The 25,287-nt window shown below is 45.8% G+C and carries 22 protein-coding genes; 10 read left to right on the top strand and 12 right to left on the bottom strand.

Features of this window, described 5'->3' with window-relative positions; all coding sequences use genetic code 11:
* Positions 1–41: 41 nt before the first annotated feature.
* From cmk to gyrA, 6 genes are all read right to left on the bottom strand, one after another.
* Positions 42–719 (bottom strand): (d)CMP kinase, encoded by a 678-nt coding sequence (cmk, locus tag ABD744_RS05785; protein ID WP_344796365.1) that lies wholly within the window; start codon positions 717–719, stop codon positions 42–44.
* A gap of 62 nt (positions 720–781) precedes the next feature.
* Positions 782–3,016 (bottom strand): bifunctional prephenate dehydrogenase/3-phosphoshikimate 1-carboxyvinyltransferase, encoded by a 2,235-nt coding sequence (locus ABD744_RS05780; protein ID WP_344796363.1) that lies wholly within the window; start codon positions 3,014–3,016, stop codon positions 782–784.
* Positions 3,016–4,131, bottom strand: coding sequence for a histidinol-phosphate transaminase (hisC, locus tag ABD744_RS05775; RefSeq protein ID WP_344796361.1), 1,116 nt, complete (start codon positions 4,129–4,131; stop codon positions 3,016–3,018). Before hisC ends, ABD744_RS05780 begins: the two co-directional genes overlap by 1 nt.
* 30 nt (positions 4,132–4,161) lie before the next feature.
* A complete protein-coding gene (pheA, locus tag ABD744_RS05770) occupies positions 4,162–5,253 on the bottom strand; it encodes a prephenate dehydratase (protein WP_425562129.1) in 1,092 nt (363 codons plus the stop codon).
* Between the two features lie 60 nt (positions 5,254–5,313).
* On the bottom strand, positions 5,314–6,393 hold the full coding sequence (serC, locus tag ABD744_RS05765; RefSeq protein WP_344796357.1) for a 3-phosphoserine/phosphohydroxythreonine transaminase: 1,080 nt from the start codon (positions 6,391–6,393) through the stop codon (positions 5,314–5,316).
* A gap of 130 nt (positions 6,394–6,523) precedes the next feature.
* The gene (gene gyrA, locus ABD744_RS05760) at positions 6,524–9,172 is read right to left on the bottom strand and encodes a DNA gyrase subunit A (RefSeq protein WP_344796355.1); all 2,649 of its coding nucleotides are present in this window, start codon (positions 9,170–9,172) and stop codon (positions 6,524–6,526) included.
* A 280-nt stretch (positions 9,173–9,452) separates the two neighbouring features.
* Here gyrA and ABD744_RS05755 point away from each other — a divergent pair, with 280 nt between their 5' ends.
* From ABD744_RS05755 to ABD744_RS05735, 5 genes are all read left to right on the top strand, one after another.
* Positions 9,453–10,772, top strand: a complete 1,320-nt coding sequence (locus ABD744_RS05755) for a TRZ/ATZ family hydrolase (RefSeq protein WP_344796353.1) — start codon at positions 9,453–9,455, stop codon at positions 10,770–10,772.
* 64 nt (positions 10,773–10,836) lie between these two features.
* Entirely contained in the window at positions 10,837–11,556 is a 720-nt protein-coding gene (gene ubiG, locus ABD744_RS05750; protein WP_344796351.1) for a bifunctional 2-polyprenyl-6-hydroxyphenol methylase/3-demethylubiquinol 3-O-methyltransferase UbiG, read from the top strand.
* 25 nt (positions 11,557–11,581) lie between these two features.
* Positions 11,582–12,235: an HAD family hydrolase gene (locus ABD744_RS05745; RefSeq protein WP_344796349.1), complete on the top strand. Its 654-nt coding sequence runs from the start codon at positions 11,582–11,584 to the stop codon at positions 12,233–12,235.
* Positions 12,236–12,286: 51 nt separating this feature from the next.
* Complete coding sequence (locus ABD744_RS05740; protein WP_344796347.1) at positions 12,287–13,033, top strand: YciK family oxidoreductase; 747 nt, start codon at positions 12,287–12,289, stop codon at positions 13,031–13,033.
* Between the two features lie 329 nt (positions 13,034–13,362).
* Positions 13,363–14,283, top strand: coding sequence for a GGDEF domain-containing protein (locus ABD744_RS05735; protein ID WP_344796345.1), 921 nt, complete (start codon positions 13,363–13,365; stop codon positions 14,281–14,283).
* A gap of 50 nt (positions 14,284–14,333) precedes the next feature.
* On the opposite strand, the gene rluB is transcribed toward ABD744_RS05735, so the two are convergent.
* The 6 genes from rluB to ABD744_RS05705 all read right to left on the bottom strand — a co-directional run bounded on the left by rluB (position 14,334) and on the right by ABD744_RS05705 (position 20,669).
* On the bottom strand, positions 14,334–15,179 hold the full coding sequence (gene rluB / locus ABD744_RS05730; RefSeq protein WP_344796343.1) for a 23S rRNA pseudouridine(2605) synthase RluB: 846 nt from the start codon (positions 15,177–15,179) through the stop codon (positions 14,334–14,336).
* Between the two features lie 43 nt (positions 15,180–15,222).
* On the bottom strand, positions 15,223–16,659 hold the full coding sequence (gene scpB, locus ABD744_RS05725; RefSeq protein WP_344796341.1) for an SMC-Scp complex subunit ScpB: 1,437 nt from the start codon (positions 16,657–16,659) through the stop codon (positions 15,223–15,225).
* Positions 16,649–17,593 carry a segregation and condensation protein A gene (locus tag ABD744_RS05720; protein WP_344796339.1) on the bottom strand — a complete coding sequence of 315 codons (945 nt, stop codon included), beginning with the start codon at positions 17,591–17,593 and terminating at the stop codon, positions 16,649–16,651. The genes scpB and ABD744_RS05720 overlap by 11 nt, the downstream gene beginning before the upstream one ends.
* Positions 17,594–17,733: 140 nt before the next feature.
* Positions 17,734–18,942 (bottom strand): tryptophan--tRNA ligase, encoded by a 1,209-nt coding sequence (locus tag ABD744_RS05715; RefSeq protein WP_344796337.1) that lies wholly within the window; start codon positions 18,940–18,942, stop codon positions 17,734–17,736.
* A gap of 219 nt (positions 18,943–19,161) precedes the next feature.
* On the bottom strand, positions 19,162–19,785 hold the full coding sequence (locus ABD744_RS05710; protein WP_344796335.1) for an L-threonylcarbamoyladenylate synthase: 624 nt from the start codon (positions 19,783–19,785) through the stop codon (positions 19,162–19,164).
* Between the two features lie 5 nt (positions 19,786–19,790).
* Positions 19,791–20,669 carry a PHP domain-containing protein gene (locus tag ABD744_RS05705; RefSeq protein WP_344796334.1) on the bottom strand — a complete coding sequence of 293 codons (879 nt, stop codon included), beginning with the start codon at positions 20,667–20,669 and terminating at the stop codon, positions 19,791–19,793.
* 82 nt (positions 20,670–20,751) lie between these two features.
* Between ABD744_RS05705 and ABD744_RS05700 the strand changes: the two genes are divergently transcribed.
* From ABD744_RS05700 to mnmC, 5 genes are all read left to right on the top strand, one after another.
* A complete protein-coding gene (locus ABD744_RS05700; RefSeq protein WP_344796333.1) occupies positions 20,752–21,336 on the top strand; it encodes a septation protein A in 585 nt (194 codons plus the stop codon).
* Between the two features lie 62 nt (positions 21,337–21,398).
* On the top strand, positions 21,399–21,698 hold the full coding sequence (locus ABD744_RS05695; RefSeq protein WP_344796332.1) for a YciI family protein: 300 nt from the start codon (positions 21,399–21,401) through the stop codon (positions 21,696–21,698).
* A gap of 17 nt (positions 21,699–21,715) precedes the next feature.
* Positions 21,716–22,396 carry a TIGR04211 family SH3 domain-containing protein gene (locus tag ABD744_RS05690; RefSeq protein WP_344796331.1) on the top strand — a complete coding sequence of 227 codons (681 nt, stop codon included), beginning with the start codon at positions 21,716–21,718 and terminating at the stop codon, positions 22,394–22,396.
* Positions 22,397–22,472: 76 nt separating this feature from the next.
* The gene (locus ABD744_RS05685) at positions 22,473–23,108 is read left to right on the top strand and encodes a peptidylprolyl isomerase (RefSeq protein ID WP_344796330.1); all 636 of its coding nucleotides are present in this window, start codon (positions 22,473–22,475) and stop codon (positions 23,106–23,108) included.
* Between the two features lie 93 nt (positions 23,109–23,201).
* Entirely contained in the window at positions 23,202–25,247 is a 2,046-nt protein-coding gene (gene mnmC / locus ABD744_RS05680) for a bifunctional tRNA (5-methylaminomethyl-2-thiouridine)(34)-methyltransferase MnmC2/FAD-dependent 5-carboxymethylaminomethyl-2-thiouridine(34) oxidoreductase MnmC1 (protein WP_344796328.1), read from the top strand.
* Positions 25,248–25,287: the final 40 nt, after the last annotated feature.

Raw genomic sequence — 25,287 nt, 5'->3', positions numbered from 1 at the left:
ACTTTTAATCCTGACTGGACTTTATGAAAAAAAGCAGGGATTCAGATCAAGCCTACGTTGGAAAGCGCCTCAGAAATTCGAGCAACAACCTGATCAATGGTCAGGCTGGTACTGTCTATCTCAATCGCATCGTCTGCTGGCTTTAATGGCGCCACTTCGCGGTTCATATCCCGCTCGTCACGCGTTCTGATCTCGTTTAAAATGGCGGCAATACTAACAGATTCACCACTTAACTTCAACTGATTATAGCGCCGTTCTGCCCGTTCTTCCGCACTGGCGTTCAAATATATCTTCACTGGCGCATCAGGGAAAACAACCGTCCCCATATCACGACCGTCAGCAATTAAGCCTGCATCTGTGGCAAATGCTCGCTGTCGATCCAATAAAGCATCCCTCACAGGATTTAAAGCCGCGACTTTTGAAGCCGCAGCGCCACACTCTTCAGTTCGAATTTGCTTAGCAACATCTTCACCTTCGAATACCGGAATCAATAACTCACTGCCTTCTTGCAAAACAAACTTTACATCAAGCTTAAGCGCAAACTCGGATAAAGCCGGCTCATCATCCAACGCTATTCCATGCTTGAGCGCACCAAATGCCACCAAACGATACAAGGCGCCACTGTCCAATAAATTCCAGCCTAATTTCTGAGACAGAATTTTTGCGACAGTCCCTTTTCCACTTCCGCTCGGGCCATCGATTGTTATAACTTTCTGCATATTTATCTCTGCTTTAATTACAAAAAAGACCTCTTAAAAGAGGCCTTTTTTATTATAAATAATTACACTTCTTGTGACTCGATGTTCATTCCCACACCAGAAGACAGCTCCACAAACCCCGGAAAAGAAGTCGCAACATGTACCGCATCTTTAATCACAATCTGCCCTTTAGCACGCAAACCTGCAACTGCAAACGACATAGCAATCCGGTGATCACCGTGACTGTGAACAGTTGCTGACCCCATCTCACCACCTTTGATGATCATGCCATCCGGCGTTGGCTTAGCATCAATACCAAGCTCAATCAAACCATCTGCCATCACCTGAATGCGATCACTTTCCTTTACTCGCAATTCTTCAGCACCAGTCAGCACAGTCTCTCCCTCAGCGCATGCAGCAGCAATGAACAATGCAGGAAACTCATCAATCGCCAATGGAACCTGATCTTCCGGAATATGAATACCCTTCAACTGAGCAGAACGAACTCGCACATCAGCAACAGGCTCGCCACCCACTTCTTTCTCATTGGAAAGTTCAATATTTGCGCCCATTGCTCTGAGAATGTTGATCACACCAACACGGGTTGGGTTCATACCAACATGCTGAATCGTTAAATCCGAGTCCGGCGCTATACTGGCCGCAACCATAAAGAAAGCAGCAGAAGAAATGTCCGAAGGGACATCAATTTTTGCGGCCGTCAAAGAACCACCAGCTTTCAAAGAAGCCGTTGCCCCATTCTGCTCAACCGGATAACCAAAGCCGTTTAACATACGCTCAGTATGATCACGTGTTGGCGCAGGCTCGGTAGTACTGGTTTCGCCGTCTGCATACAAACCCGCCAATAGTACACACGACTTCACCTGCGCACTCGCCATTGGTAAATCATAATGGATGCCTTTCAGCTTCTGACCGCCTTTAATCTTAACCGGAGGTCGGCCACCTTCGCCTGTTTCAATTACCGCACCCATTTCCCGTAGAGGCTTAGCAACACGCTCCATAGGGCGTTTACTTAACGAGTCATCACCCGTTAACGTAACATCAAACTCCTGACCTGCCAGCAAGCCACACAATAAGCGCATGGATGTTCCAGAGTTACCCACATAAATAGGCCCTGGAGGCGCCTGCAAGCCGTGCAGACCCACACCGTAAATTTTCACTTCACCGTCATACGGCCCTTCAATTACAACCCCCATATCCCTGAAGGCTTGCAATGTTGCTAAAGCATCTTCACCTTCCAGAAAACCACTGACCTCAGTAATCCCCTTAGATAAAGCACCCAGCATGATTGAGCGATGAGAAACGGATTTATCGCCAGGTACACGAATAGACCCATTCACAGAGCCGCCTGGTTTCACATGAAATTCAATGTTTTTACTACTCATAGGCTTTAAGTACGGAGTTCCGTCCAATATACGATTAAAATGTTCTCTGGCCGCTTTAGCTCGGGTAAAAATACCAAGCATTTCACGACTGTCCTGATTCAGAATTGCTTCTCTTACACGCTTCACGCCCGCTTCGAAGTGATCTAAAGACCCCATCAAAGCGTTGGTATTGGTAAGAAAAATGTCATGCCACATGGTCGGATCACTTGCAGCTATTCGGGTGAAATCCCGAAATCCACCAGCGGCGTATCGAAAAATATCCAGACTTTGATCTTCACGCGCCATCGTATCAACCAAAGAAAAAGCCAACAGGTGAGGTAAATGACTGGTGGATGCTAAAACCTCATCATGTCGTCTGGGCGACATAGCTAAAACATCTGCTCCTGTCTTTGACCACAAATTGCGAACAGAGTTAACTGCCTTTGATGAAACACCCGACGGCGGCGTGATAATTACCTTATGTTTTACAAAAAGATCGCCATTTGACGCTTCAACGCCGCTCTTTTCTGATCCGGCAATTGGGTGGCCCGGAACAAAGCAACGCGGTAAGAAGCCAAATGCATCCGCAACCGCATCAATAACCGCACCTTTAACACTACCCACATCAGTAATGATGGTTTGATCCGAGATATGATCACGAACCTCACGCAAGACCTTATTCATCGCCTTCACAGGCACTGACAGCATAATCAGATGTGCTTTTTCAGCCCCATACACCAAATCAGAAGCCACCTCATCAATAACACCTAACCGTAAGGCGGCTTCCATTTCTGACTGATTCCGATCATAGCCTATGATGTGCAGTGACGGATCGGCTTTTTTAATGGCCCGGGCAAATGAGCCACCAATCAATCCCAAGCCAATTACAAATACATTTTTAACCGGAAGCGCCTGTATTACTTTATCAGTAGTCATCAGGCCAGTATCTCTTTCAATGCATCAATAAACGTCTGATTTTCCTGCTTCGTACCAATACTGATACGCAGAAACGTAGGCATACCATAATTAGCAACCGGGCGAACAATGACGCCTTTTTCTAGAAGAGCCTGATTAATCGGAGCTGCATCACGACCAAAGTCCACAGAAATAAAGTTGCCTGCACTTGGTATGTAACTAAGAGCCAGGGCTTTAAATGCCTCTTCAAGTTGCGCCATCCCCTGATCATTCAATGCTTTGCTCTTTTCGAGGTATTCGACATCCGCCAATGCCGCTACTGCAGCGGCCAGCGCAAACGAATCCACATTAAAAGGCTGGCGAACCCGATTTAATAAATCAGCGACCTGAGGGTGACTCACCGCAAACCCAACGCGCAAAGAAGCCAAGCCAAACGCCTTGGAAAAAGTCCTTGTCACAATCAGATTTGCATAACTCGGCAAATAACCAAGCCCATCCGGGTAATCCGGGTTCTCAACGTACTCACTGTACGCTTCATCCAGAACCACCAACACTCGATCCGGCACCTTGGCCATAAAAGCTTCAAATTCAGTGCGCGAAAAGACCGTACCCGTTGGGTTATTTGGGTTAGCCAAAAACACCACTTGAGTCTGATCATTAATGGCCGCTGCCATTGCCGGTAAGTCATGCGCAAAGTTTTTAGCCGGAACAATATTCATTTCCGCACCAACCGCCTGGGTTGAGATCGGATAAACAGCAAAAGCAAATTGAGAGAAAACTGCGTTCTTGCCCGGCTTTAGAAATGCACGGGCAATTAAATCCAATACATCATTAGATCCATTACCCAACGTGATTTGGCCCGAATCAACGCCGTAACGCGCACTTAATGCCGACTTTAGCTCAAAACCATTGCCGTCCGGATAACGAGTTACGTCACTTAACTGCGCCTGTATTGCATCCAATACCTTTTGGCTTGGCCCAAGTGGATTTTCATTACTTGCCAACTTAACAATATTGTCAACGTTGAGATTCAAGTCTCTGGCAAGCTCATCCACTGGCTTACCAGGAATATAAGGATGCAGCTTCGCCACCCCTTCAACTGCGCCATCAAGTAACATTTTTAATCCGTTGTCCATTAAGACGCTCCTATCCCCTAACAATAATTCCTAAAGAACACCGCACGGGTATGACCCAAGAATTTTCAAGTCTGCGGCACGCTCAGCCACATCAGACAAGGCTTCTTTAGCCATGTCGCTATCACTGTGCCCCTTGAAATCAATAAAGAACACGTAGTTCCATGCGCCTGACTTGGAAGGCCTTGTTTCTACACGCGTCAAATCAATTCCTAAACGATGAAACGGCTCAAGCAAATCATGCAGCGCACCCGGCTGGTTTCTCATTGATACAAGAATGGACGTTTTATCATCACCACTTGCCGGAATGGGGTGACTTCCGATAATCAGGAATCGAGTTGAATTATCCGGTTGATCTTCAATCTTTTCAGACAATTTCGACAATTCGTACATATCTGCGGCAGTTTCACCTGCGATAGCCGCTGCATTCCACTCACCACGCACAAATTTGGCCGCTTCAGCATTGCTGCTAACTGCCACACGCTCGGCATTTGGATAATGCGCATCTAACCACTTACGGCACTGAGCCAATGACTGAGCATGGGAGTAAATCCGAGAAATCTTATCTTTACGAGTAACATCACTGACCAGTAAATGATGATGAATTCGAAGCACCACTTCACCACAGATATGGATGTTACTGTCCATGAAGTTATCCAGCGTATGATTAATCACACCTTCCGTCGAGTTCTCAACAGGTACAACGCCATAAGCTACTGCACCAGACTCAACTTCTCTGAACACTTCATCAATGGCCGACATAGGAACCGTTACCGCAGAATGTCCAAAGTGCTTCAGAGCTGCCTCTTGAGTGAATGTCCCTTCAGGGCCCAAAAATGCCACCCGCACCGGATTTTCAAGCGCAAGACAAGCCGACATTATTTCTCTAAACAGGCGCGCCATTTCTTCACCATCCAGCGGCCCGGGGTTTAAATCCATAATTTTACGGAGCACCTGAGCCTCACGCTCAGGACGGTAAAATTGAGTATTGTCAGCGCCCGCTGCCATTTTCACATCAGCCACACGCTGAGCGCATGTAGCTCGCTGACTGATTAGCTTTAAAATCTGCTGATCAAGTGAGTCGATCTCATCACGCAAGTTCAGCAATTCTTTTTCTGTAGACACTGTCATTACCTTGTTCGTTATTGGATGGAGTTAACTTTTGGATGATTCCAGAAATCAACCTTAACCATGCGCTTTTTCAAAGTCCGCCATGAATGCTATCAATGCATCAACCGCATTCTCTGAAACCGCATTATAGATGCTGGCACGCATACCACCGACCGAGCGATGTCCCGCCAAATTCAGCAATTTTGCCTCATCAGCTTTCTTTAGGAATACTGAATCCAACTGGTCGTCCGCTAACGTGAACGGCACATTCATACGGGAGCGATATCTCGGCTCAACCGGGTTCGCGTAAAACGCACTGTTATCAATAAAGCCGTACAGTTTTTCTGCTTTTCGCTTATTTAACTCAGCCATTGCAGATACACCACCTTGGCGCTTCAACCACTTGAATACAAGCCCGGCAAGATACCAAGAGTAAGTCGGTGGTGTGTTATTCATAGACCCTGATTTAGCATGGGTTTCGTAATTAAACATCGCGGGCGTAAAGTCTTTGGCTTTACCTAATAAATCCTTACGAACAATCACAATCGTCAGGCCAGCCGGGCCGATGTTTTTCTGAGCGCCCGCATAAATTAACCCAAACTTACTGACATCCAAAGACTCAGAAAGAATACTGGATGAGTAATCCGCAACCAAAGGCGCCTTCACTTCAGGTATATAGTCAAACTCAACGCCACCAATGGTTTCATTCGGAGTGTAATGCAGGTACGCCGGATTATCAGAAAGCGCCCAATCTTCAAAGGCAGGAACGGTTGAAAAGTTTTGACTCTCGCTGGTTGCCACCACATTAACATCACAATAGCGCTTTGCTTCAGCAATGGCTTTCTTAGACCACTGCCCTGTATTCACGTAATCAGCAACCGGGTTATCGCCAAGTAAATTCAATGGAATCATGGAGAACTGAGAGCTGGCCCCACCCTGAAGAAACAAAACTTCATAATCATCACCGATCGACAGTAAATCCCGGAAGTCCTGAGTCGCTTCTTCTGCAATCGAAACAAACTCTTTACTTCGGTGACTCATCTCCATCACAGAAGTGCCGACACCATGCCAATCCGCGATTTCTTCCTGCGCTTGAAAAAGAACTTCATCCGGCAATGCTGCCGGTCCCGCACAAAAGTTATATGCTCTAGCCATCTACTTTCCGTTTTGATTTTCAGGGTTTTCAAAAAATTTATAAAACACTGCCCTCAAATGAGGGCAGTGTTCGTATTACATCAGTTTAATTACCAAGCTGCGCGATTACTGCTTTGCTCAGATTCAAAACTTACTCTTCTGCCGGAGCATCTGCATCATCTGGTTCACCAGAAGAAGCCTCTGCTGACGGCACTTCTGACTCTGAATCAACCGTTTCAGCCGACTCATCCAGAATTTCTTCGTCTTTTTCTTCAGGTTCCGAAATACGCTCAACACTGACCAGCTTTTCATCGCCAGACAAATTGATTAATCGAACGCCCTGAGTGTTACGCCCCAATACAGATACTTCATCGATACGGGTTCGAACCAAAGTGCCCTGATCACTGATCAGCATCATTTCATCATTATCATGAATCAATGTTGCTCCGACAACCTCACCGTTTCGATCGGTGGTTTGCATACCAATAACACCTTGGCTACCACGGTTATAGGTTGGGAAGTCAGTACAACGTGTACGCTTGCCGTAACCATGCTCACTGGCAGTCAGAATATAACCATCTTCATCTGGAATAATTAACGAGATAACGCGTGCGCCTTCAGGCAGCTTAATACCGCGAACCCCTCTTGCGGTACGACCCATCGCACGAACATCGTTTTCGTCAAAGCATGCCATCTTGCCGGTATTGGCAGACAACATAATTTTCTGCTGCCCATCGGTAATAGCCGCACCAATCAGACGGTCATCATCCTGAAGCTCAACAGCAATCAAACCAGAACTGCGAGGTCGGGCAAAAGCGGTCAAATCTACTTTCTTCACCACACCCTGCTGAGTTGCCATGAATACGAAATGGCCCTCAACGTATTCTTTGACCGGCAAAATAGTTGAAACCTTCTCATCTTCATCCAGAGGCAACAGATTCACCAAAGGACGACCTTTGGCTTGTCGGCCCGCCGACGGAATTTCAAACACCGTCAACCAATACACTTTACCTTTATCAGTAAACAACATAATGGTTTCATGGGAGCCCACTACCAGCAGATGCTCGATGTAATCTTCATCTTTCATCGAAGTGGCCGACTTACCACGACCACCTCGACGTTGAGCCTGATAGGTATCTAACGGCTGGGTCTTAGCGTATCCGGAATGAGAAATAGTAACGACCATTTCTTCTTCAGGAATCAAATCAGCAACGGTCAAATCCTGACGAGACGCAATGATCTCAGTACGACGCTCATCACCGTACTCTTCAACGATCGCTTCAAGCTCTTCACGAATAACTTCCATCAATCTTTCACGACTGCCCAGAATTTCTAACAATTCTGCAATCAGATCAATCTTCTCTTTATATTCAGAGATCAGTTTTTCATGTTCAAGACCGGTTAAACGATGCAAGCGCAACTCAAGAATGGCCTGAGCCTGTGCCGGAGACAAGTGATACTTGCCATCGTGCATACCGTATTGCTCTGGCAACTCTTCCGGTCGACACGCATCCGAACCGGCACGCTCTAACATGCCAAGCACATCGCCCGGCAACCAAGGATTCGCCAATAACCGCTCTTTCGCAACAGCAGCACTTTCCGACTTTTTAATCGTTTCGATCACTGGGTCGATGTTCGCCAGCGCGATCGCCAAGCCTTCCAGAATATGGCCACGCTCACGCGCTTTGCGAAGTTCGAAAACCGTTCTACGCGTAACCACTTCACGACGATGCTGAACAAAATGCTCAAGCAACTCTTTCAGATTCAGAATTTTTGGCTGACCATCCACCAGAGCTACGGTGTTGATACCAAAAACATTTTCCAACGGCGTCTGCGAGAACAGGTTGTTAACCAATACGTCTGCATTCTCACCGCGCTTCAGGTCAACAGCAATACGCAAACCGTCTTTATCAGACTCATCACGCAGTTCAGCGATGCCCTCAATCTTCTTATCTTTTACCAGCTCGGCAATTTTCTCAATCAATCGAGCCTTATTCACCATGTACGGTATTTCAGTGAAAACGATGGTTTCACGACCGGTCTTAGAATCGGTCTCAACATGATGACGGGCACGCATATATATGCGGCCACGACCAGTACGATACGCCTGCAGGATGCCCGCACGGCCATTAATATAGGCACCTGTTGGAAAATCTGGCCCAGGAATGTATTCCATCAGACCATCAATGTCCAAATCAGGATTTTCAATCAACGCCAGGCAACCATTCACAACTTCCGTTAAGTTATGAGGCGGTATATTCGTCGCCATACCAACGGCAATACCGGATGAACCATTCACCAGCAGATTTGGTACGCGTGTTGGCATTACTTCAGGAATTTGCTCCGTACCGTCGTAGTTAGGTACAAAATCGACGGTTTCTTTTTCAAGATCAGCCTGAATGGCATGAGCAATTTTATTCATTCGAACTTCGGTATAACGCATGGCCGCCGCAGCGTCACCATCAATCGAGCCAAAGTTGCCCTGGCCATCGACCAGCATATATCGCATAGAAAAAGGCTGAGCCATACGAACAATCGTATCATAAACCGCAGAATCACCATGCGGGTGATACTTACCGATTACATCACCTACCACACGGGCAGACTTTTTATACGGCTTATTCCAGTCATTACCCAATACATTCATCGCGTATAGAACACGTCTGTGCACTGGTTTCAAACCATCTCTGACGTCAGGCAAAGCACGCCCAACGATCACACTCATTGCATAATCAAGGTAAGACTGTTGCAGCTCTTCCTCAATATTAATATTACTAACTTGTTTGGCAAATTCGACCATAAAAACTAATTCCCTTGTCGTCACACACCTTCGTGCTTGCTATTAGTTGCGACTATCAAACTGCAATTTATGCTTTTGGTCTTATTCATGCAGCGACGGTAGGTTACATGCACAAGCGCAACGATTTATCAGAAGCATCCATAAATGGCGAGTTAACTATCTGAAAATAAGATCGAAATCATACACCAGCTTTGGCGTTTTTTATAGAAAAACATATACCAATGATGGACAATAGTGCGCACTTAATGCATGAACTAAAAATCGAGAAGGATCTGTACAAATGGCGGCCAATTTCACATCACTTGAAGCGCAATGGATTATTCAATTTAAAGCCCCATATGTTCTTGAAAAGCACACTCTCGTCATCAGCAATAATAAAATTGAAGACATACTTCCGTCTTCCGAAGCAAAACAAAAATACCCATCAAGCAACATTATTAAGCTGAATAATCACGCACTCATCCCCGGCTTAATCAACACCCACAACCACGCAGCCATGACACTGTTCAGAGGCATGGCCGACGACCTGCCATTAATGACATGGCTGAACGACCACATCTGGCCTGCCGAAGGTAAGTGGGTACAGGAAGAATTTGTTAAAGACGGAACAGAACTCGCCATTGCAGAAATGCTACTTTCCGGCACCACCACTTACAGCGATATGTATTTCTTCCCGGAAGTTTCTGCCCAGGTAATCGACAAGGCGGGCATTAAAGCCCAACTTTGCACCCCGATCATGGAGTTCCCTACCGCATGGGGAAGCGGGCCAGACGAATACATTCAAAAAACCAAAGTCTTGTTGGAACAATACAAAAATCATCCAAGAATCAGCATTGCAGCAGGGCCGCACGCCCCATACACAGTATCCGACGAAACCTTTAACAAATGCATTCAACTGAAACAAGATCACGGATGCCAACTTCAGGTACACCTGCATGAAACTCAATTTGAAGTGGATGAATCATTAAAACAACACAATAAACGCCCCATTCAACGCCTGCATGAACTCGGCGTTCTGGACCAAAGTACACAATGCGTCCACATGACAGCCTTAACAAAAGAAGACATTGAAACCATCAGCACAAGCGGCGCCCATTTACTTCACTGCCCAGAATCCAATCTAAAATTAGCCAGCGGCTTTGCTCCTGTTCATCAAGCGCAAGAACATGGCATCAACATCGCACTCGGCACAGACGGTGCCGCAAGCAATAACGATCAGGACATGCTAGGCGAAGCCCGCTCCGCTGCCCTGCTCGCAAAAGCCGTCAGCCAGAACGCAACCGCCCTAAGCGCTTTAGAGGCGCTAAAAGCCGCAACTCTGAACGGAGCCAAAGCTCTGGGCATCGATAACAAAACAGGCAGCCTCGAAACAGGTAAATTGGCCGACATCGTCGCCATCGACCTATCCCCGCTACACTGCCAGCCGGTATACGACCCCATCTCGCAAATTATTTATGCAGCGAGAGCAGACCAAGTCAGTAATGTTTGGTCCGAAGGCCACCAGCTAGTGAAAGACAAAAAACTGACCAGCCAGGACACTGAAAACATCATCAACAAAGCCAGGAACTGGGCAGAAAAAATTAAAGAAACGACAGCGTAAGCACAAACACCGTCAAAATATTATAGAATTCGACATAATTTAAGATTGTTACTCAGGTACAGGCATGACTGAACAACCTAAAACACTAAATGTAGACGCAGAAGAAATCGCAAAATTTGAAGCATTAGCAAGCCGATGGTGGGATCACAACAGTGAATTCAAACCACTGCATGAAATAAATCCTTTGCGCCTCAATTTCATCAACGAGAAAACTCAACTACAAGGCAAGCGCGTTCTCGATGTAGGATGCGGAGGAGGCATTCTTGCCGAATCCATGGCAAGACGTGGCGCCGATGTTTTAGGTATCGATATGGGCGAAGCACCGCTGTCCGTTGCTCAGCTGCACGCACTTGAAATGGGCGTTGAAAACATCGAATACAAGCAGATTCCTGTTGAAGAACTGGCCGAACAACAACCCGGCAGCTTCGATGTCGTAACCTGCATGGAAATGCTGGAACATGTGCCAGACCCGTCATCCATTATCCGGGCCTGCTCAAAGCTGGTTAAACCTGACGGCCACGTATTCTTCTCCACCATCAATCGCAATCCGAAAGCATTCATGTTCGCAATTGTCGGTGCCGAATACGTACTTCAAATGCTGCCAAAAGGTACTCATGAATTTAAAAAATTCATCAAACCCGCTGAACTGACTCGCTGGGCGCGCCAAGCCAACCTGAAAACACACGAAAGCATTGGCCTAACCTACAACCCGCTCACCAAAGTTTACAAGCTGGCGGATGACGTAGATGTCAATTACATGATCCATACAACCAAACAAAGCTAAACAACACACAAGAGCCTGATACTCAATGCAGAGATATAAAGCTGTTTTATTTGATCTCGACGGAACCCTGCTGGACTCCGCCGTACACTTTCACTCTATATTAAATAAACAGGCTCTTGAACTTGGCACTGCAGAAGTTGATTTCGAGACCGTCAGACAATGGGCATCAAACGGTGCCGCCGTCATGATTGAAAACTGTCTTGGCATCACTGCCGACGCTGAAAATTTTCAACAACTTAACACTCAGTTTCTCGAGCTGTATGATCAGGAAGTGCACACCAGCTGCCCACTGTTTGAAGAAATTGAAAGCCTGCTCCTTCAGCTAAAATCGAAAGACATCCCTATTGCCATCATCACCAATAAGGGCCGCAGATTTTATCAGCACATCGAGCCTCAGCTGGAGCAAATCATTCCGGTGAAAGTCGGAATCACCAGAGACGACGTCACCGAAATCAAACCTCATCCGGAGGGGCTGCTAAACTCAGCTAAGCAACTGAATATCACTCCCGAAGAGTGCCTTTATGTTGGCGATCACAAACGAGACATTGATGCTGCAATTAACGCCCACATGCCAAGTGCGGCCGCCTGCTGGGGTTATATCCACAAAGAAGATAACCCCACACAATGGAACGCAAATCACTTACTAAAAACGCCAACTGAACTCTTAAATCTTATATAATTCCTCTGAATTATATTTCTAACCCGTTATTTACAAATAGAAGAAGCAATCATGTTTGATTTTGATGCCCCTGAAGGATGCCTGAAAGGCAAAAAAATAATGGTCACTGGCGCCGCCGCCGGTATTGGCCGAGCCGCCGCAATCACATTCGCAAAGTACGGCGCCACTGTTTTACTTCATGGCCGCAACGAAGAATCACTCAACCCTGTTTATGATGAAATCGAAGCACTCGGCCTTGAACTTCCGGCAATTTGCCCGCTCGACCTTGAATTCGCTCAACCAGAACAATACGAAGAACTCGCCGCTTTGATCGAGCAGGAATTCGGAACCATAGACGGCCTGCTAAACAATGCCAGTCTTTTAGGCGTTCGCTCTCCTATTCAGTCTTATGACCCGTCCTTATGGATGAAAGTCATGCAGGTCAACGTTAATGCCACCTTCATGCTGACCCAAGCTCTATTACCGCTTATGGACAAAGACACGCCATCGTCCATTGTCTTCACATCATCAAGCGTTGGCCGCAAAGGGCGAGCTCATTGGGGGGCTTATGCAGCGTCTAAGTTTGCCACCGAAGGACTGATGGAAACCCTTGCAGACGAATTACCCGGCATTTCCAAGATCCGAGTAAACTCCATCAACCCCGGAGCAACAAGAACTCAAATGAGAGCCTGGGCATACCCCGGTGAAGTGCCAACCAACAATCCGGCACCCGATGAAATTATGAATGCGTACCTTTATTTGATGTCTGACAGCAGCCTGGAAATAAACAGCCAAAAAATTGATGCCCAGACTAAGTAACGCTGAAACAAGCAAAACTTAAAAAGAGCCCTGCACCCTCAGGGCCCTCAACCCTCCTCTCAAAGCACGTCAAAGAACACCCAAACCAGCGTCAAAATTCTTACTTTTAAGTTAAACCCCCATTTAAGCGTCATAACCATGGCGGCAATAAATTGCCACCTCCCCATCAATGCGTCAACAAACCATCAAATTTATCAATAAGAACAAAGAAACATACGATAACTCACTGATAATTTTATAAATTTCATCATTGGCATACCTTTGGCTTTTACCCAAGCACAGATAATTTTAATAGCTTGACGTCCAAGAATTTAAAGTCCGAGGTAAATATGGTTACAACCGTGCAACCAAGACAGCGTGTTTCACTTAAAGATGCTAAGTCATTTTCAGCATTTACTAATCTGGTAAAAACCCAGGAACGCCAGAAAGAGGTACGCCAAAGACTGACTGCACAATTGCAAACGACATTGGACGTCGAAAAACTGTTGAATATTTTCTATCGCGAAATTCAGCAAGTCGTTCAGGTCGGTGGTATAGTTTATCAAACCAACGATACTGACCATCTATCGATTTCAATGGGTCAGCAAAACACCCATCGCTGCACCTACCAACTTTCTTCAGAAACAGAAAGCATGGGCGAGATCACCCTATCGAGATCAAAACGATTCATTGAGGAAGAACTTACCATTCTGGAGGGCTTATTCAGCACACTCTACTTTCCGCTGAAAAACTCACTGACTTATCGCGCAGCCATCACCGCCGCTCGAAAAGACCCACTGACCAACACCTGGAATCGGGCCGCGATGGATGAAACCTTATCTCGCGAGGTAGAACTGTCCAAACGCCACAACCTACCCATGTCGATCCTAATGCTGGATCTCGACCATTTTAAATCTGTCAACGATCGCTTCGGCCATAGTGCTGGAGATCAGGCATTAAAAGACACCGTCAACATCATTAAAGATGTGTGCCGCCAAACAGACTTGCTTTTCCGTTACGGCGGAGAAGAGTTTCTACTGGTTCTGAACAAGACCGATCATAATGGCGCTCAAATCATTGCAGAACGAATCAGAAAGAAAATTGAACAACACTCCGTAAAATGCGGAGAGTCGGATATTGAAGTTACCGTCAGTATCGGCGTTGCCAGCTGCAGAAACACAGACAAAACAGAAGAATTAGTTTGTCGCGCAGACAAAGCCCTGTACCAAGCCAAAGTCTCTGGAAGAAACCAGATCAAATCAGGTGAATAATCACCTGATTTGATCTGTATAGGCCAGTACAACCTACCAACTCAATACGACTAACGACGGCGACTCTTTTTCGCCGTTCGGCGCTGAGTATTCTTTTGTTGACGCTTACGTCGATCCATCTTCATTCGCTCATCCTGAGTACGACGCGCAAATGCGATCTTTGACAATCCCAAACGGGAGCGAACGTCATTCACTTCTTTATTCGGCATTTCAACCCAAGTACCCACCTTACACTCGGAAGGTAAAAATACAGAACCATAACGCACACGCTTAAGACGGTTAACCTCAACCTCCTGAGAAGCCCAAAGTCTACGCACCTCACGGTTACGGCCTTCCATAACACATACATAAAACCACTGGTTACGACCTTCACCGCCACCATGAACGACATCAGTGAACTGAGCCATGCCATCTTCAAGCAAAACACCCTCACGAAGACGATTAATCATCGCCTCATCCACAGCGCCATGCACACGACACAAATACTCACGATCAATTTCACTGGATGGGTGCATTAACTTGTTGGCCAACTCACCGTCGGTGGTAAACAAAAGTAAACCGGTTGTATTAACATCCAATCGGCCAACACTGATCCAGCGCTGTCCTTTCAACTTCGGCAAACGATCGAAAACCGTCGGGCGCCCCTCCGGATCACTTCGGGTACAAACCTCACCTTCCGGCTTATTGTAAATCAGCACTCGACACTGAGTCTCATCCAAAGCCTTAAGATCTACCTTACGACCATCAAGAAACACCTGATCACGGGAATCAATTCGATCACCTAACTGAGCCACTTCATCACCGATTTTAATTCGGCCATCTTCAATCCAACGTTCAATTTCGCGGCGAGATCCAATACCTATCTGCCCCAAAACCTTCTGAACTCTTTCTTTCATTTCTCTTCCTCACACCTCTCAAACAACATGCCTGAGAGTTAAATTATTCTTCAGACTCATCATCCGAATTTGATTTATCCAACAAGGCAGCCTGCTCAGCTAACTTTCGCTGAATAAATTGCTCAATTTCTTCTTCACTCATATCACCGCCCACCGTTTCAGTCGGCGTAGCCTCAACCCCTGCGCCAGTCGTAACCTCAGCACCAGCCGCAACTTCTTGCTGACCACCAACACTCAACTCAGAGACACCAGAATTCTCGCTAACCACTGCCTCAGACAAGTCCGACGACTCATCCAACGAAACATCTCCGAAGTCACTTTCAGCTTGTTCCTGCGCCAGCAACTCTTTCTGCTCCACTTCAGCCACAGAGGCTTCCAAACGATCTGCCAACTGAGCAAAGCGGGACTTTCCTGTCGACGCACCCGAATTTGCCAATGTGTCCGAATCCGCCTGATGCTCTATGGTTAGCACATCCTTTTCTACCAAACCATCATCTGGCGTATCAGTACTAGCACCAGAAGCTGCATCTTTTGCAGCCGCCAACCACTCAGGCAATGCCTGCCCTGTTTCTTGCTGAACCGCATCCTGCTGAACAGCATCATCTGATAGATCTCCCTCCTGGGCAGCAGAAGCTACACCTCGCTGAGCATCCGGCGAACGTATCATTTTCTCAATTGCAGAGTTATAGCGGTCAATATCCCGAAGCTCTTCCCGGGCCGCCATTTCTCGCTTATATTCAGCTTCCTTATTGGCCTCTTCCTTAGCCAACCGGATGCGTTCTCTGTCTTCCTCCGAAACCTCATCAATGGCCTGATCGGTAGGCGCCTCAGCATCCGGAATCAGATCCGCACTCTCACCATCAAACGACGCGTTTTCATCTTCGCTTTCTGCAACCAACCCAAAGGCTTCGCCAAAATCCAGCTCCGGGTTAATACTCTCAAGATCTTTAACCTCTGACAGTTCAGGCAATTCCGTCAGGGACTTCAAATTAAAGTAGTCTAAAAACTTACTGGTAGTGGCATACAAAGCCGGCCTTCCCGGTACGTCTTTATGACCAACAACCCGAACCCACTCTCTCTCCAGCAAAGTCCTGATGATGTTACTGCTCACTGCAACACCACGTATGTCTTCAATATCGCCACGAGTAATCGGCTGACGATACGCAATCAGCGCCAAGGTCTCCAGCAACGCCCTGGAATATCTGGGAGGACGCTCCTCCCACTGCTTAATCACATAAGGCGCTACATTTTCAGCCACCTGAAAACGAAAGCCTGAAGCCACTTCCTTGAGCTCAATGCCCCTTGCTTTATAACGGCGGACTAATTTCTGAAATACCTGACGAATATCTGAAGAATGAGGAACCACATCTTCCTCTCCGAAGTAACTCTTTACGTCCGAAACAGAAATTGGCTTACCAGAAACCAACAAAGCGGCCTCAATGATTTGCTCCAATAACTTTGCAGTTATTTTATTGGCCATCCTCGCCCTCCTTTCTCATTTCTGGTGTAGAATCAATTAATGCATCAGGCGCAGATTCCTGATCGTCATTATTTTCGCTGTCTTCTGTTGCATCCATTCTGGCCCGAACATAAATCTCGCCAAACACTTCCGACTGAGACAGCTCCAACAGAGATTCCTTAATCAGCTCCATGACCGCCATAAAAGTCACAACCACGCCCATCTTGCCTTCCTCCGCAGAAAATAAATCCATAAAGGAGACAAGCTGGCCAAATTTGACTTTATTTAATACCTGAGACATTCGCTCACGAGTAGAAAGCACTTCCCGACTGATATGGTGATGTTCGAACATCTCAGCCCGCTTGAGAATCTCGGACATAGCCACCAGAACCTCTCTCAAGTCCACATCAGGGTGCTTAATAACTCGATCAAAATCATCATTTCTGTCCGGCGCGACCATCACATCACGCTCCAGACGAGGTATTTCATCCAGGTTTTCAGCAGCAACCTTGAACCGTTCGTATTCTTGCAAGCGACGGATCAACTCTGCTCTTGGATCTTCTTCCTCGATGTCATTTTCGTTATTTCTTGGCAACAGACTTCTGGATTTAATTTCCGCCAACATGGCTGCCATCACCAAATACTCGGCAGCCAATTCAAAACGGGTAGCCTTCATCAGCTCAACGTACTCCATGTACTGAGCCGTTATCTGACTGATGTTAATGTCAAGAATATCTATATTTTGCTTACGGATAAGATAAAGCAGTAGATCCAAAGGCCCTTCAAAGGCATCCAGGAACACTTCCAGCGCTTCAGGCGGGATATACAAATCTTGAGGAATTTCAGTCACAGGCTCACCACCCACTTTCGCAAGCGGCAGCTGCTGCTGTTCAGGATGAGCGGAAGTATCGCTCTCCGAAGCAGATTCTAAGACAGAATCAACAGTGTCAGACATGGTATTCCTATTGTTTCCCAACAATCACTGATTTAAATATCAATCGAATACAAAACAAAAATTGGCGATCATAAGATCGCCAATTTATCACAAAACCTAAGGCCATTTCATGCTTGAATTACCAATCAAACAACAGCCTGTCAGTTTCTGTAAGAAAGCGCCATAGCGTCTCTTACTTCAATCAAAGTAGCTCGCGCTTCTTCACGCGCTCTTTCATTGCCTTCTTTAATGATGTTTTTCACCAGCTGCGGATTGTTTTCATACTCAACCGCTCGTTCGTGGATCGGAGCCTGTTCTTTCAAAACCGATTCAATAATCGGCTTCTTACAATCCAAACAACCAATACCCGCTGAACGACAGCCCTTTTGCACCCAATCTTTCACATCTTCATCAGAATACACCTCATGAAGCTGCCATACAGGACACTTATCCGGATCACCCGGGTCAGTCAAACGTACACGCTGAGGATCAGTCATCATACGCTTGATTTTTTCTTCTACGACGGCTGAGTCTTCACGCAAGGCGATTGTGTTGTTATAAGACTTAGACATCTTCTGGCCATCCAGCCCCGGCATCTTAGACTCTGGCGTCAATAAAGACTGAGGCTCAGGCAAAATAACCTTACCACTGCCTTCCAGATACCCCATCAGGCGCTCTTTATCACCCAATGTAATATTCTGCTGGTCGTTCAATAGAGCCCTGCCTTTTTCCAAAGCCTCTACGTCACCACGCTCCATGTATTCTTTACGCATGGATTTATAAAGCTTGGCGGCTTTCTTGCCCATCTTCTTAATGGCTGTTTCTGCCAGAATTTCAAAGTCAGGCTCACGACCGTAAATATGATTAAACCGGCGAGCGACTTCTCGCGTTAGCTCAATGTGTGAAACCTGATCTTCACCCACAGGCACACGGCCCGCGCGGTACATCAAAATGTCTGCACTTTGAAGCAACGGATACCCCAAGAAACCATACGTTGACAGATCTCTGTCTTTCAGTTTTTCTTGTTGATCCTTATAACTAGGCACACGTTCCAACCAACTTAAAGGTGTCATCATCGACAACAATAAGTGCAGCTCTGCATGCTCAGGCACTTTTGACTGAATAAAGATGGTCGAAGAACCCGGTTTAACACCTGCGGCTAACCAATCAATAACCATTTCCCAAGTGTGCTGCTCGATGTCTCTTGGATCTGCATAGTGCGTCGTCAAAGCGTGCCAATCAGCAGCAAAGAAAAAACAATCGTAACTGTGCTGAAGATCAATCCAATTCTTTAGGACACCATGATAGTGACCTAAATGAAGACGACCCGTAGGCCTCATACCTGACAAAATCCGGCGCTGTGAATCCAACGTACCTAACTCCTACAATCCATTCATCAAACAACTAAAAAAATAAGGGGCGCATTATAGCCCTTTTCTTCGCGGATAATCATGGACTTTTAACAGATAATCCACTCCCACCCACTACACATGATAATGATTATCACTTACCCAAGAAAAAGGCCTTTAACATGGTTAAAAGCCTTTTAAATAGCTTATGTCTAAATAGAAATCATGTATAAATAGAAATCAGTACTCAAATGCGGACACATCACCCGCGCCTCGGCGAATAACTTCCACCTGATCATCCGTCAGATTAATGACCGAAGTGGGTTCAAAGCCACAAAATCCCCCATCAATCACCAAATCCACTTGCGAAGACAAAGTATCCCGAATGTCATACGGGTCTGTCATTGGCATGTCCTCGCCCGGCATAATCAATGTGGTTGAAATTAATGGTTCGTCAAATTCCGCCAACAAAGCATGACAAATATTATTTTCAGAAACACGAATACCAATGGCCTTGCGCTTTGGATGTAATAAACGACGCGGAACATCCTTGGTTGCCTGCAAAATAAAAGTGTACGGCCCTGGTGTATGCTGTTTCAATAAGCGATACATGTCATTATCGACGCGCGCGTAGGCTGCTATTTCAGACAGATCCTTACACATCAGCGTGAAATTGTGCTTATCATCCAACTGGCGAATGGCTCGAATTCGATCAAGCGCTTTTTTATCGCCTAAATGGCAGCCCAGCGCATACCCTGATTCGGTCGGGTATACAACGACACCGCCACCTTTTAAGCATTCCGAAGCCTGAGCAATAAGACGTTTTTGAGGATTATCAGGATGAATCTGAAAGAGTTGAGTCATTAAATTTACTCTTGGTGTTTTTTAAGTTCGCAGGGTTCTTCCAGAATTTCATTATGAACCCAGTTTAGTCCAACTTCAGGGATATGGCTGAACATCCCTAAATCAGACCATGAGCTGCTTACATGGAAATCACTTCCAAACGATGCAAGCATATTTCTTTTATCAATTTGTCGTAACAGCCAACCGGTATCATCCTGTTTTTGACGACTGCTAACCACTTCTATTGCATCACCGTCCATGTCCCAGAAATCATCAATTAACCGGGACAACTTGGTTTTAGTCATTTTGTATTTAAGCGGATGCGCTAAAACGGCTTTACCACCGGCCTCATGCACAAAATCAATCACATCCCCGACATCCGGCCAGATCAATTTTATATCGCCAATTTTGCCAGCGCCTAAAAATTTATTGAAAGCTTGCTCCATGTCAGACACCACACCCTCCTGAATCAAAAACTTAGCAAAGTGCGGGCGACCAATGACACTGCCATTAGCAATGGTTTTCACATTTTCCAACACATCCTTAACGGCAAGGTGTTTTTCCAGCTTGGCAGCAATCGTATCTGCGCGTTGCTCACGAATCTCATCTTGCAAGGCTTCCGCCTTTTTCATTGCAACCGAATCGATGTCCACGCCAAGCGCCACCATATGGATATTGGTGCGATCTATCTGACAAGAAAATTCCGCTGCAGGTATTAACTTAATCCCTGCTTCGTCTGCCAACGGCTTGCATTTACGATAACCGTTCAGCGTATCGTGGTCCGAAACGGCAAGCACTTCTATTTTATTCTTTTGCGCAAGGGCAATTAAATCAGTGGGTGATAAGGCACCGTCCGACACTTGTGTATGGCAATGTAGATCTATATTGTGACGAAACTGCTGCATTTCGACGGTTACCCCTTCACTTCGCTCTAAAAAACGTTATCATTTTGCCACTAACACACATAACAGGCTAACTCTTTATACTATGAAACTTTTGATCGACTTCTTACCCATCGTAATTTTCTTCGCTGTTTATAAGTATACAGGAGATATCATCATAGCCACCGCTGTTTTAATACCTGCAACCATCTTACAAATTTCATATGTTTGGTTAAGAACTAAAAAAATTGAAAAGATGCACCTGATTACATTAGGTTTTGTACTTGTTTTAGGCGGCGCGACCATAATTTTTAATGACAAAACCTTCATTCAGTGGAAACCAACCATTGTGAATTTCATTTTTGCCCTGGCCTTACTTGGCAGTCAGATCTTCGCAGAACGCAGTATTATAGAAAGAATGTTTGGAAATAATCTTGAAGTACCAAAGACCAGCTGGAGAACAATTGGGTTTGCCTGGGTTTTATTTTTTATCTTTTCTGGTCTATTGAATTTATACGTTGCCTACAATTTTAGCGAAGAAGATTGGGTAAATTTCAAATTATTTGGTCTTACAGGCCTTAGCTTCATCGCAATATTCCTTACTATTATCTATTTATACCCGCACCTTAAAAAAGCGGAAGAAGAAGCTGAAGCTCAAAATAAAGCCCAAATCAACAAACAAGACCCATAGAAGCTAAACTAAAGTCTCATAGACTTAACGCATCTGTTTATTTTTTCAGGAAAAATTGTAATATGTATTACGCAATTATCAGTCAGGATGTCGAAAACAGCTTACCTCTTCGTAAAGAAGCGCGACCAGCACATCTTGCACGACTAGAAGAACTTAAAGCACAAGGCCGTTTATTAGTTGCAGGCCCACACCCGGCAATCGATTCTGAAGATCCGGGTGAGAATGGTTTCACAGGGAGCTTAGTGATCGCAGAATTTGATGACTTGACTACGGCTCAATCCTGGGCTGATCAAGACCCTTACGTTTCTGCTGGTGTTTATCAATCAGTGATCGTCAAACCATTTAAGAAAGTGCTTCCATAATAAGGCACAGCGAATCAATGAAAAATCTACTAAAAGTTTTACTGATCGGCGGTTCTATCCTCGCCAGCGACTTAGTTGCCGCTCAAACAGCGTACGTCCGCGACACCATATATGTACCTTTAAGAAGTGGACAAGGCAGCTCATATCGTATTGTCCACAAAGGTCTTAAAACCGGCTCCAGACTGGAAGTGCTCGAAGCTTCAGAGGACAGCGGCTATACCAAAGTCAGAACAGCCAAAGGAATAGAAGGTTGGTTACAAAACCAATATCTGAGTTTTGAACCTGTTGCCAGTCTAAAATTAGAAGCCGCTGAAAAGAAAATCGCCAATCTGACGGAGCAAAACAAATTGCTTTCATCGACCCAGTCAGAGCTTTCAGGCAAGAGCCAGTCCCTTAGCTCTAAAGTTAATGCACTCCAAACAGAGAACGCCAAGTTAACCAGTGAGCTGAATGTGATCAAAGAAATTTCAGCGAACTCTTTAAAGCTGAACGAAGACAACATAAAACTGACTGAAAGCACGCAGCTGCTAAAAACGAAAATCGATTTACTGGAAGCAGATAACATTCGCCTTCAAAATGACAAAACCAAAAGCATGTGGCTAACCGGTGCCTCCATTGCCTTTATTGGCATTTGCTTCGGCTGGTTCTTTGCCAGCAGAAAGCGTAAAGGTGGCGGCTGGGGGAACTCAGGCCTGTAAATATAAAGTTTCTTAGCTGCGTCTATGACGCAGCCTTATCTAATCTTGTGACCGACCCATTTAACAGAGAATCGTTATGACCAAAACGAAACAACTTTTTAGTCTTCTTACGTCCCTTATTACCTTCTTATTTATTTCTCATTCAGCACACGCCGAATCACCTAAGGTGGTTCTGGAAACAAATCATGGCAACATCACTATTGTTCTTAATCAAGAAAAAGCGCCTAAAACCGTAGAAAACTTCCTGCAATATGTGAATGATGGTTTTTACAACGGCGTTATCTTTCACCGCGTCATCCCTCACTTCATGATTCAAACCGGCGGGTTTGATAAAAGCATGACAAGAAAAGCCACTCGCGCCCCGATTGAAAACGAGGCAACCAACGGGTTAAGTAACAAACGCGGTACCGTTGCAATGGCGCGTACATCATCCATCAACAGTGCTACCTCACAGTTTTTTATTAACGGCATAGATAACTTATTTCTGGATCATAAAGACAAAAGCAGCCAGAAGTTTGGTTACGCTGTCTTTGGCGAAATCACATCGGACAGTTACAGCACACTGGATGCCATCTCAGCAATATCCACCACAGCTAAATACGGCCACCAAAATGTGCCAACAAAACAAGTCATCATTGAAAAAGCATATCAAATCAAAGAAGCCGCAGAGACCATTGACGCTTCAAGCAATGAACCAACACCTGCATCTTAATGCCCTTTTAAGTCGATAAAGAAGTCACCAAGACTTCTTTATCGACTCCCCTGTCATCCCGCTCTTTTTCCAATCAATTCAAGCAGTCACCCGATGAAACACGCTGATGTAAAATGGTACGAATCCGGCACCCCATGTTCTTTGCAATTTGACGACGTCTATTTTTCAACAGACGGGGGGTTGGATGAAACCCGCTATATTTTTTTAGAACATAACAGGCTGGAAGAACGTTTCGCACTCTTAGCGCACGAACAGCAACCTAAAGCATTTGTCATTGCTGAGACCGGTTTTGGAACCGGCCTGAACTTTCTGGCGGTGTGTCAAATGTGGGACAAATATCTGGCAAACACGCCCCATAAGCTTGAATTCATCAGCACTGAAAAATACCCGCTAACGCATGGTGACATTGAAAGAGCCATGAAGACCTGGCCAGAATTAACCCCTTGGGCAGCCCCTCTCACGGAAAACTACCCCAAGATGTGCGCTGGTTTTCAAAAGGTCATCATCAACAAAAATATATCTTTGCTTCTGGCGTTTGGCGACGCAGCCGATTCTTTCGCTCAGATTGCTGCAAAAGTGGACGCATGGTTTCTGGATGGGTTCGCCCCAGCCAAAAACCCAGACATTTGGTCTCCCGCCTTATTTACTCAAGTACAGCGCCTCAGCCATACAGAAACCACCTATGCTACGTTCACCGCTGCCAGGGTCGTAAGAGACCTGCTCGCTGAGCACGGATTCACTGTGGTTAAAGACGTCGGCTTTGGCGTAAAACGAGAAATGATTTATGGCTGTGCCGTTCCAGAAAAAATCCCTCATCGCACTGTTAACCATCAATCCCTTTCGGCCAACACACAAGTTTGGAACAAGGTTCAAAAAAGCCAACAAAATGAGACCCAGGCACGAACGGCAACTATCATAGGCGCAGGTTTGTCCGGCGCACACACAGCCCATGCTTTGGCCAAAAAAGGCTGGAAGGTTACCGTGCTTGAACAAGAGGCCCAAATAGCGTCTGGTGCATCAGGCAATTTTCAAGGCGTGATATACACCAAGCCCGCAAGCAAAGAAACCAAGGAAGACGGTTTTTACCTTTCTTCTTTCCAATATGCAGTTCAGCATTACAGACATCATTTTTCTGAGATTCAAAACGAGACCATTTGGAAACAGACCGGCCTGTTACAACTTGCCCAAACACCCGAAGATGAAACCCGGTTAAAGGCCGTCCTTGAAAATAACCCCGGCAGTGACTTAATGGCATGGCAAACACCGGAACAAGCGTCTGAAGTATCCGGTTTGAATATCCAACAAGCGGCGCTATTTTATCCTGACTCAGGCTGGGTTAACCCAGTAAAAGCCTGTCATATGCTATTGCAGCACGAGAACATTCTCACGCAATGCAATCAAAAAGTAACAGACCTTTTCCACCAAAATAGCCAATGGGTCATTACCACTGAGACCAACCAATATACTTCCGACATCGTCGTGCTAGCTTCAGCGTGGGAAAGCGATCAGTTCAGCCAGACACAACACTTGAACCTCACCCCCATCCGAGGTCAGGTATCACGACTTTCCTCCAAAGTGCTTAAATCAAATGGCCTGCTTTCTGATCAAAAAATGGATATACCCTCACCCAATGTTGTGATTTGCTCTGACGCTTACGTAACACCAACAGATGAAGGTTATTTGAATTTTGGGGCAACCTTTGATTTGAAAGACACCAACACGGAATACCGAACAGAAGATGTAGAAAAGAATCTGGAGAAACTGAAACAAATCAGCGACGACTTTACGCCACTGGACCAAGTTGCTACCGAAGAGTTTGACGGACGAGCAGCGGTAAGATGCATCACCAACGACCGATTGCCCGTTGTAGGTCAAATCAACGATCATCCGGCTATGATTGAGCAATACCAAAAGCTGAGAAAAGACAAAAACTGGAAATACACCGATCCAGGAAAGTACCACACAGGCTTATACGCTAATCTCGGTCATGGATCTAAAGGGCTAACAACGATCCCCCTTTGCACCGATTTGCTTTGCGCCATCATCAACGAAGAGCCTCTGCCCTTCCCTCAACCGTTGGTTGATTCTCTCAGCCCCACACGATTCACCATTAAGGGACTGATTAGGAATAAGTTTTAATGAACGGTCAGGCATAGTGCCTGACTGCAACAACTTCTGA

The sequence above is a fragment of the Litoribacillus peritrichatus genome, from assembly GCF_039537985.1.
Taxonomy (GTDB): Bacteria; Pseudomonadota; Gammaproteobacteria; order Pseudomonadales; family Litoribrevibacteraceae; genus Litoribacillus; species Litoribacillus peritrichatus.
The sequence above is the reverse complement of the archived record's forward strand: the minus strand, read 5'-3'. Positions and strand labels throughout refer to the sequence as shown.

What these genes read in the sequence shown, in the direction of transcription:
- mnmC (WP_344796328.1), top strand. Translation starts at nt 23,202, where the DNA reads ATGAAACACGCTGATGTAAAATGGTACGAATCCGGCACCCCATGTTCT.
- ABD744_RS05780 (WP_344796363.1), bottom strand. Translation starts at nt 3,016, where the DNA reads ATGACTACTGATAAAGTAATACAGGCGCTTCCGGTTAAAAATGTATTT.
- ABD744_RS05695 (WP_344796332.1), top strand. Translation starts at nt 21,399, where the DNA reads ATGTATTACGCAATTATCAGTCAGGATGTCGAAAACAGCTTACCTCTT.
- ubiG (WP_344796351.1), top strand. Translation starts at nt 10,837, where the DNA reads ATGACTGAACAACCTAAAACACTAAATGTAGACGCAGAAGAAATCGCA.
- ABD744_RS05755 (WP_344796353.1), top strand. Translation starts at nt 9,453, where the DNA reads ATGGCGGCCAATTTCACATCACTTGAAGCGCAATGGATTATTCAATTT.
- serC (WP_344796357.1), bottom strand. Translation starts at nt 6,393, where the DNA reads ATGGCTAGAGCATATAACTTTTGTGCGGGACCGGCAGCATTGCCGGAT.
- cmk (WP_344796365.1), bottom strand. Translation starts at nt 719, where the DNA reads ATGCAGAAAGTTATAACAATCGATGGCCCGAGCGGAAGTGGAAAAGGG.
- ABD744_RS05690 (WP_344796331.1), top strand. Translation starts at nt 21,716, where the DNA reads ATGAAAAATCTACTAAAAGTTTTACTGATCGGCGGTTCTATCCTCGCC.
- ABD744_RS05745 (WP_344796349.1), top strand. Translation starts at nt 11,582, where the DNA reads ATGCAGAGATATAAAGCTGTTTTATTTGATCTCGACGGAACCCTGCTG.
- ABD744_RS05740 (WP_344796347.1), top strand. Translation starts at nt 12,287, where the DNA reads ATGTTTGATTTTGATGCCCCTGAAGGATGCCTGAAAGGCAAAAAAATA.
- rluB (WP_344796343.1), bottom strand. Translation starts at nt 15,179, where the DNA reads ATGAAAGAAAGAGTTCAGAAGGTTTTGGGGCAGATAGGTATTGGATCT.
- ABD744_RS05685 (WP_344796330.1), top strand. Translation starts at nt 22,473, where the DNA reads ATGACCAAAACGAAACAACTTTTTAGTCTTCTTACGTCCCTTATTACC.
- hisC (WP_344796361.1), bottom strand. Translation starts at nt 4,131, where the DNA reads ATGGACAACGGATTAAAAATGTTACTTGATGGCGCAGTTGAAGGGGTG.
- ABD744_RS05705 (WP_344796334.1), bottom strand. Translation starts at nt 20,669, where the DNA reads ATGCAGCAGTTTCGTCACAATATAGATCTACATTGCCATACACAAGTG.
- ABD744_RS05710 (WP_344796335.1), bottom strand. Translation starts at nt 19,785, where the DNA reads ATGACTCAACTCTTTCAGATTCATCCTGATAATCCTCAAAAACGTCTT.
- scpB (WP_344796341.1), bottom strand. Translation starts at nt 16,659, where the DNA reads ATGGCCAATAAAATAACTGCAAAGTTATTGGAGCAAATCATTGAGGCC.
- ABD744_RS05720 (WP_344796339.1), bottom strand. Translation starts at nt 17,593, where the DNA reads ATGTCTGACACTGTTGATTCTGTCTTAGAATCTGCTTCGGAGAGCGAT.
- ABD744_RS05735 (WP_344796345.1), top strand. Translation starts at nt 13,363, where the DNA reads ATGGTTACAACCGTGCAACCAAGACAGCGTGTTTCACTTAAAGATGCT.
- ABD744_RS05700 (WP_344796333.1), top strand. Translation starts at nt 20,752, where the DNA reads ATGAAACTTTTGATCGACTTCTTACCCATCGTAATTTTCTTCGCTGTT.
- gyrA (WP_344796355.1), bottom strand. Translation starts at nt 9,172, where the DNA reads ATGGTCGAATTTGCCAAACAAGTTAGTAATATTAATATTGAGGAAGAG.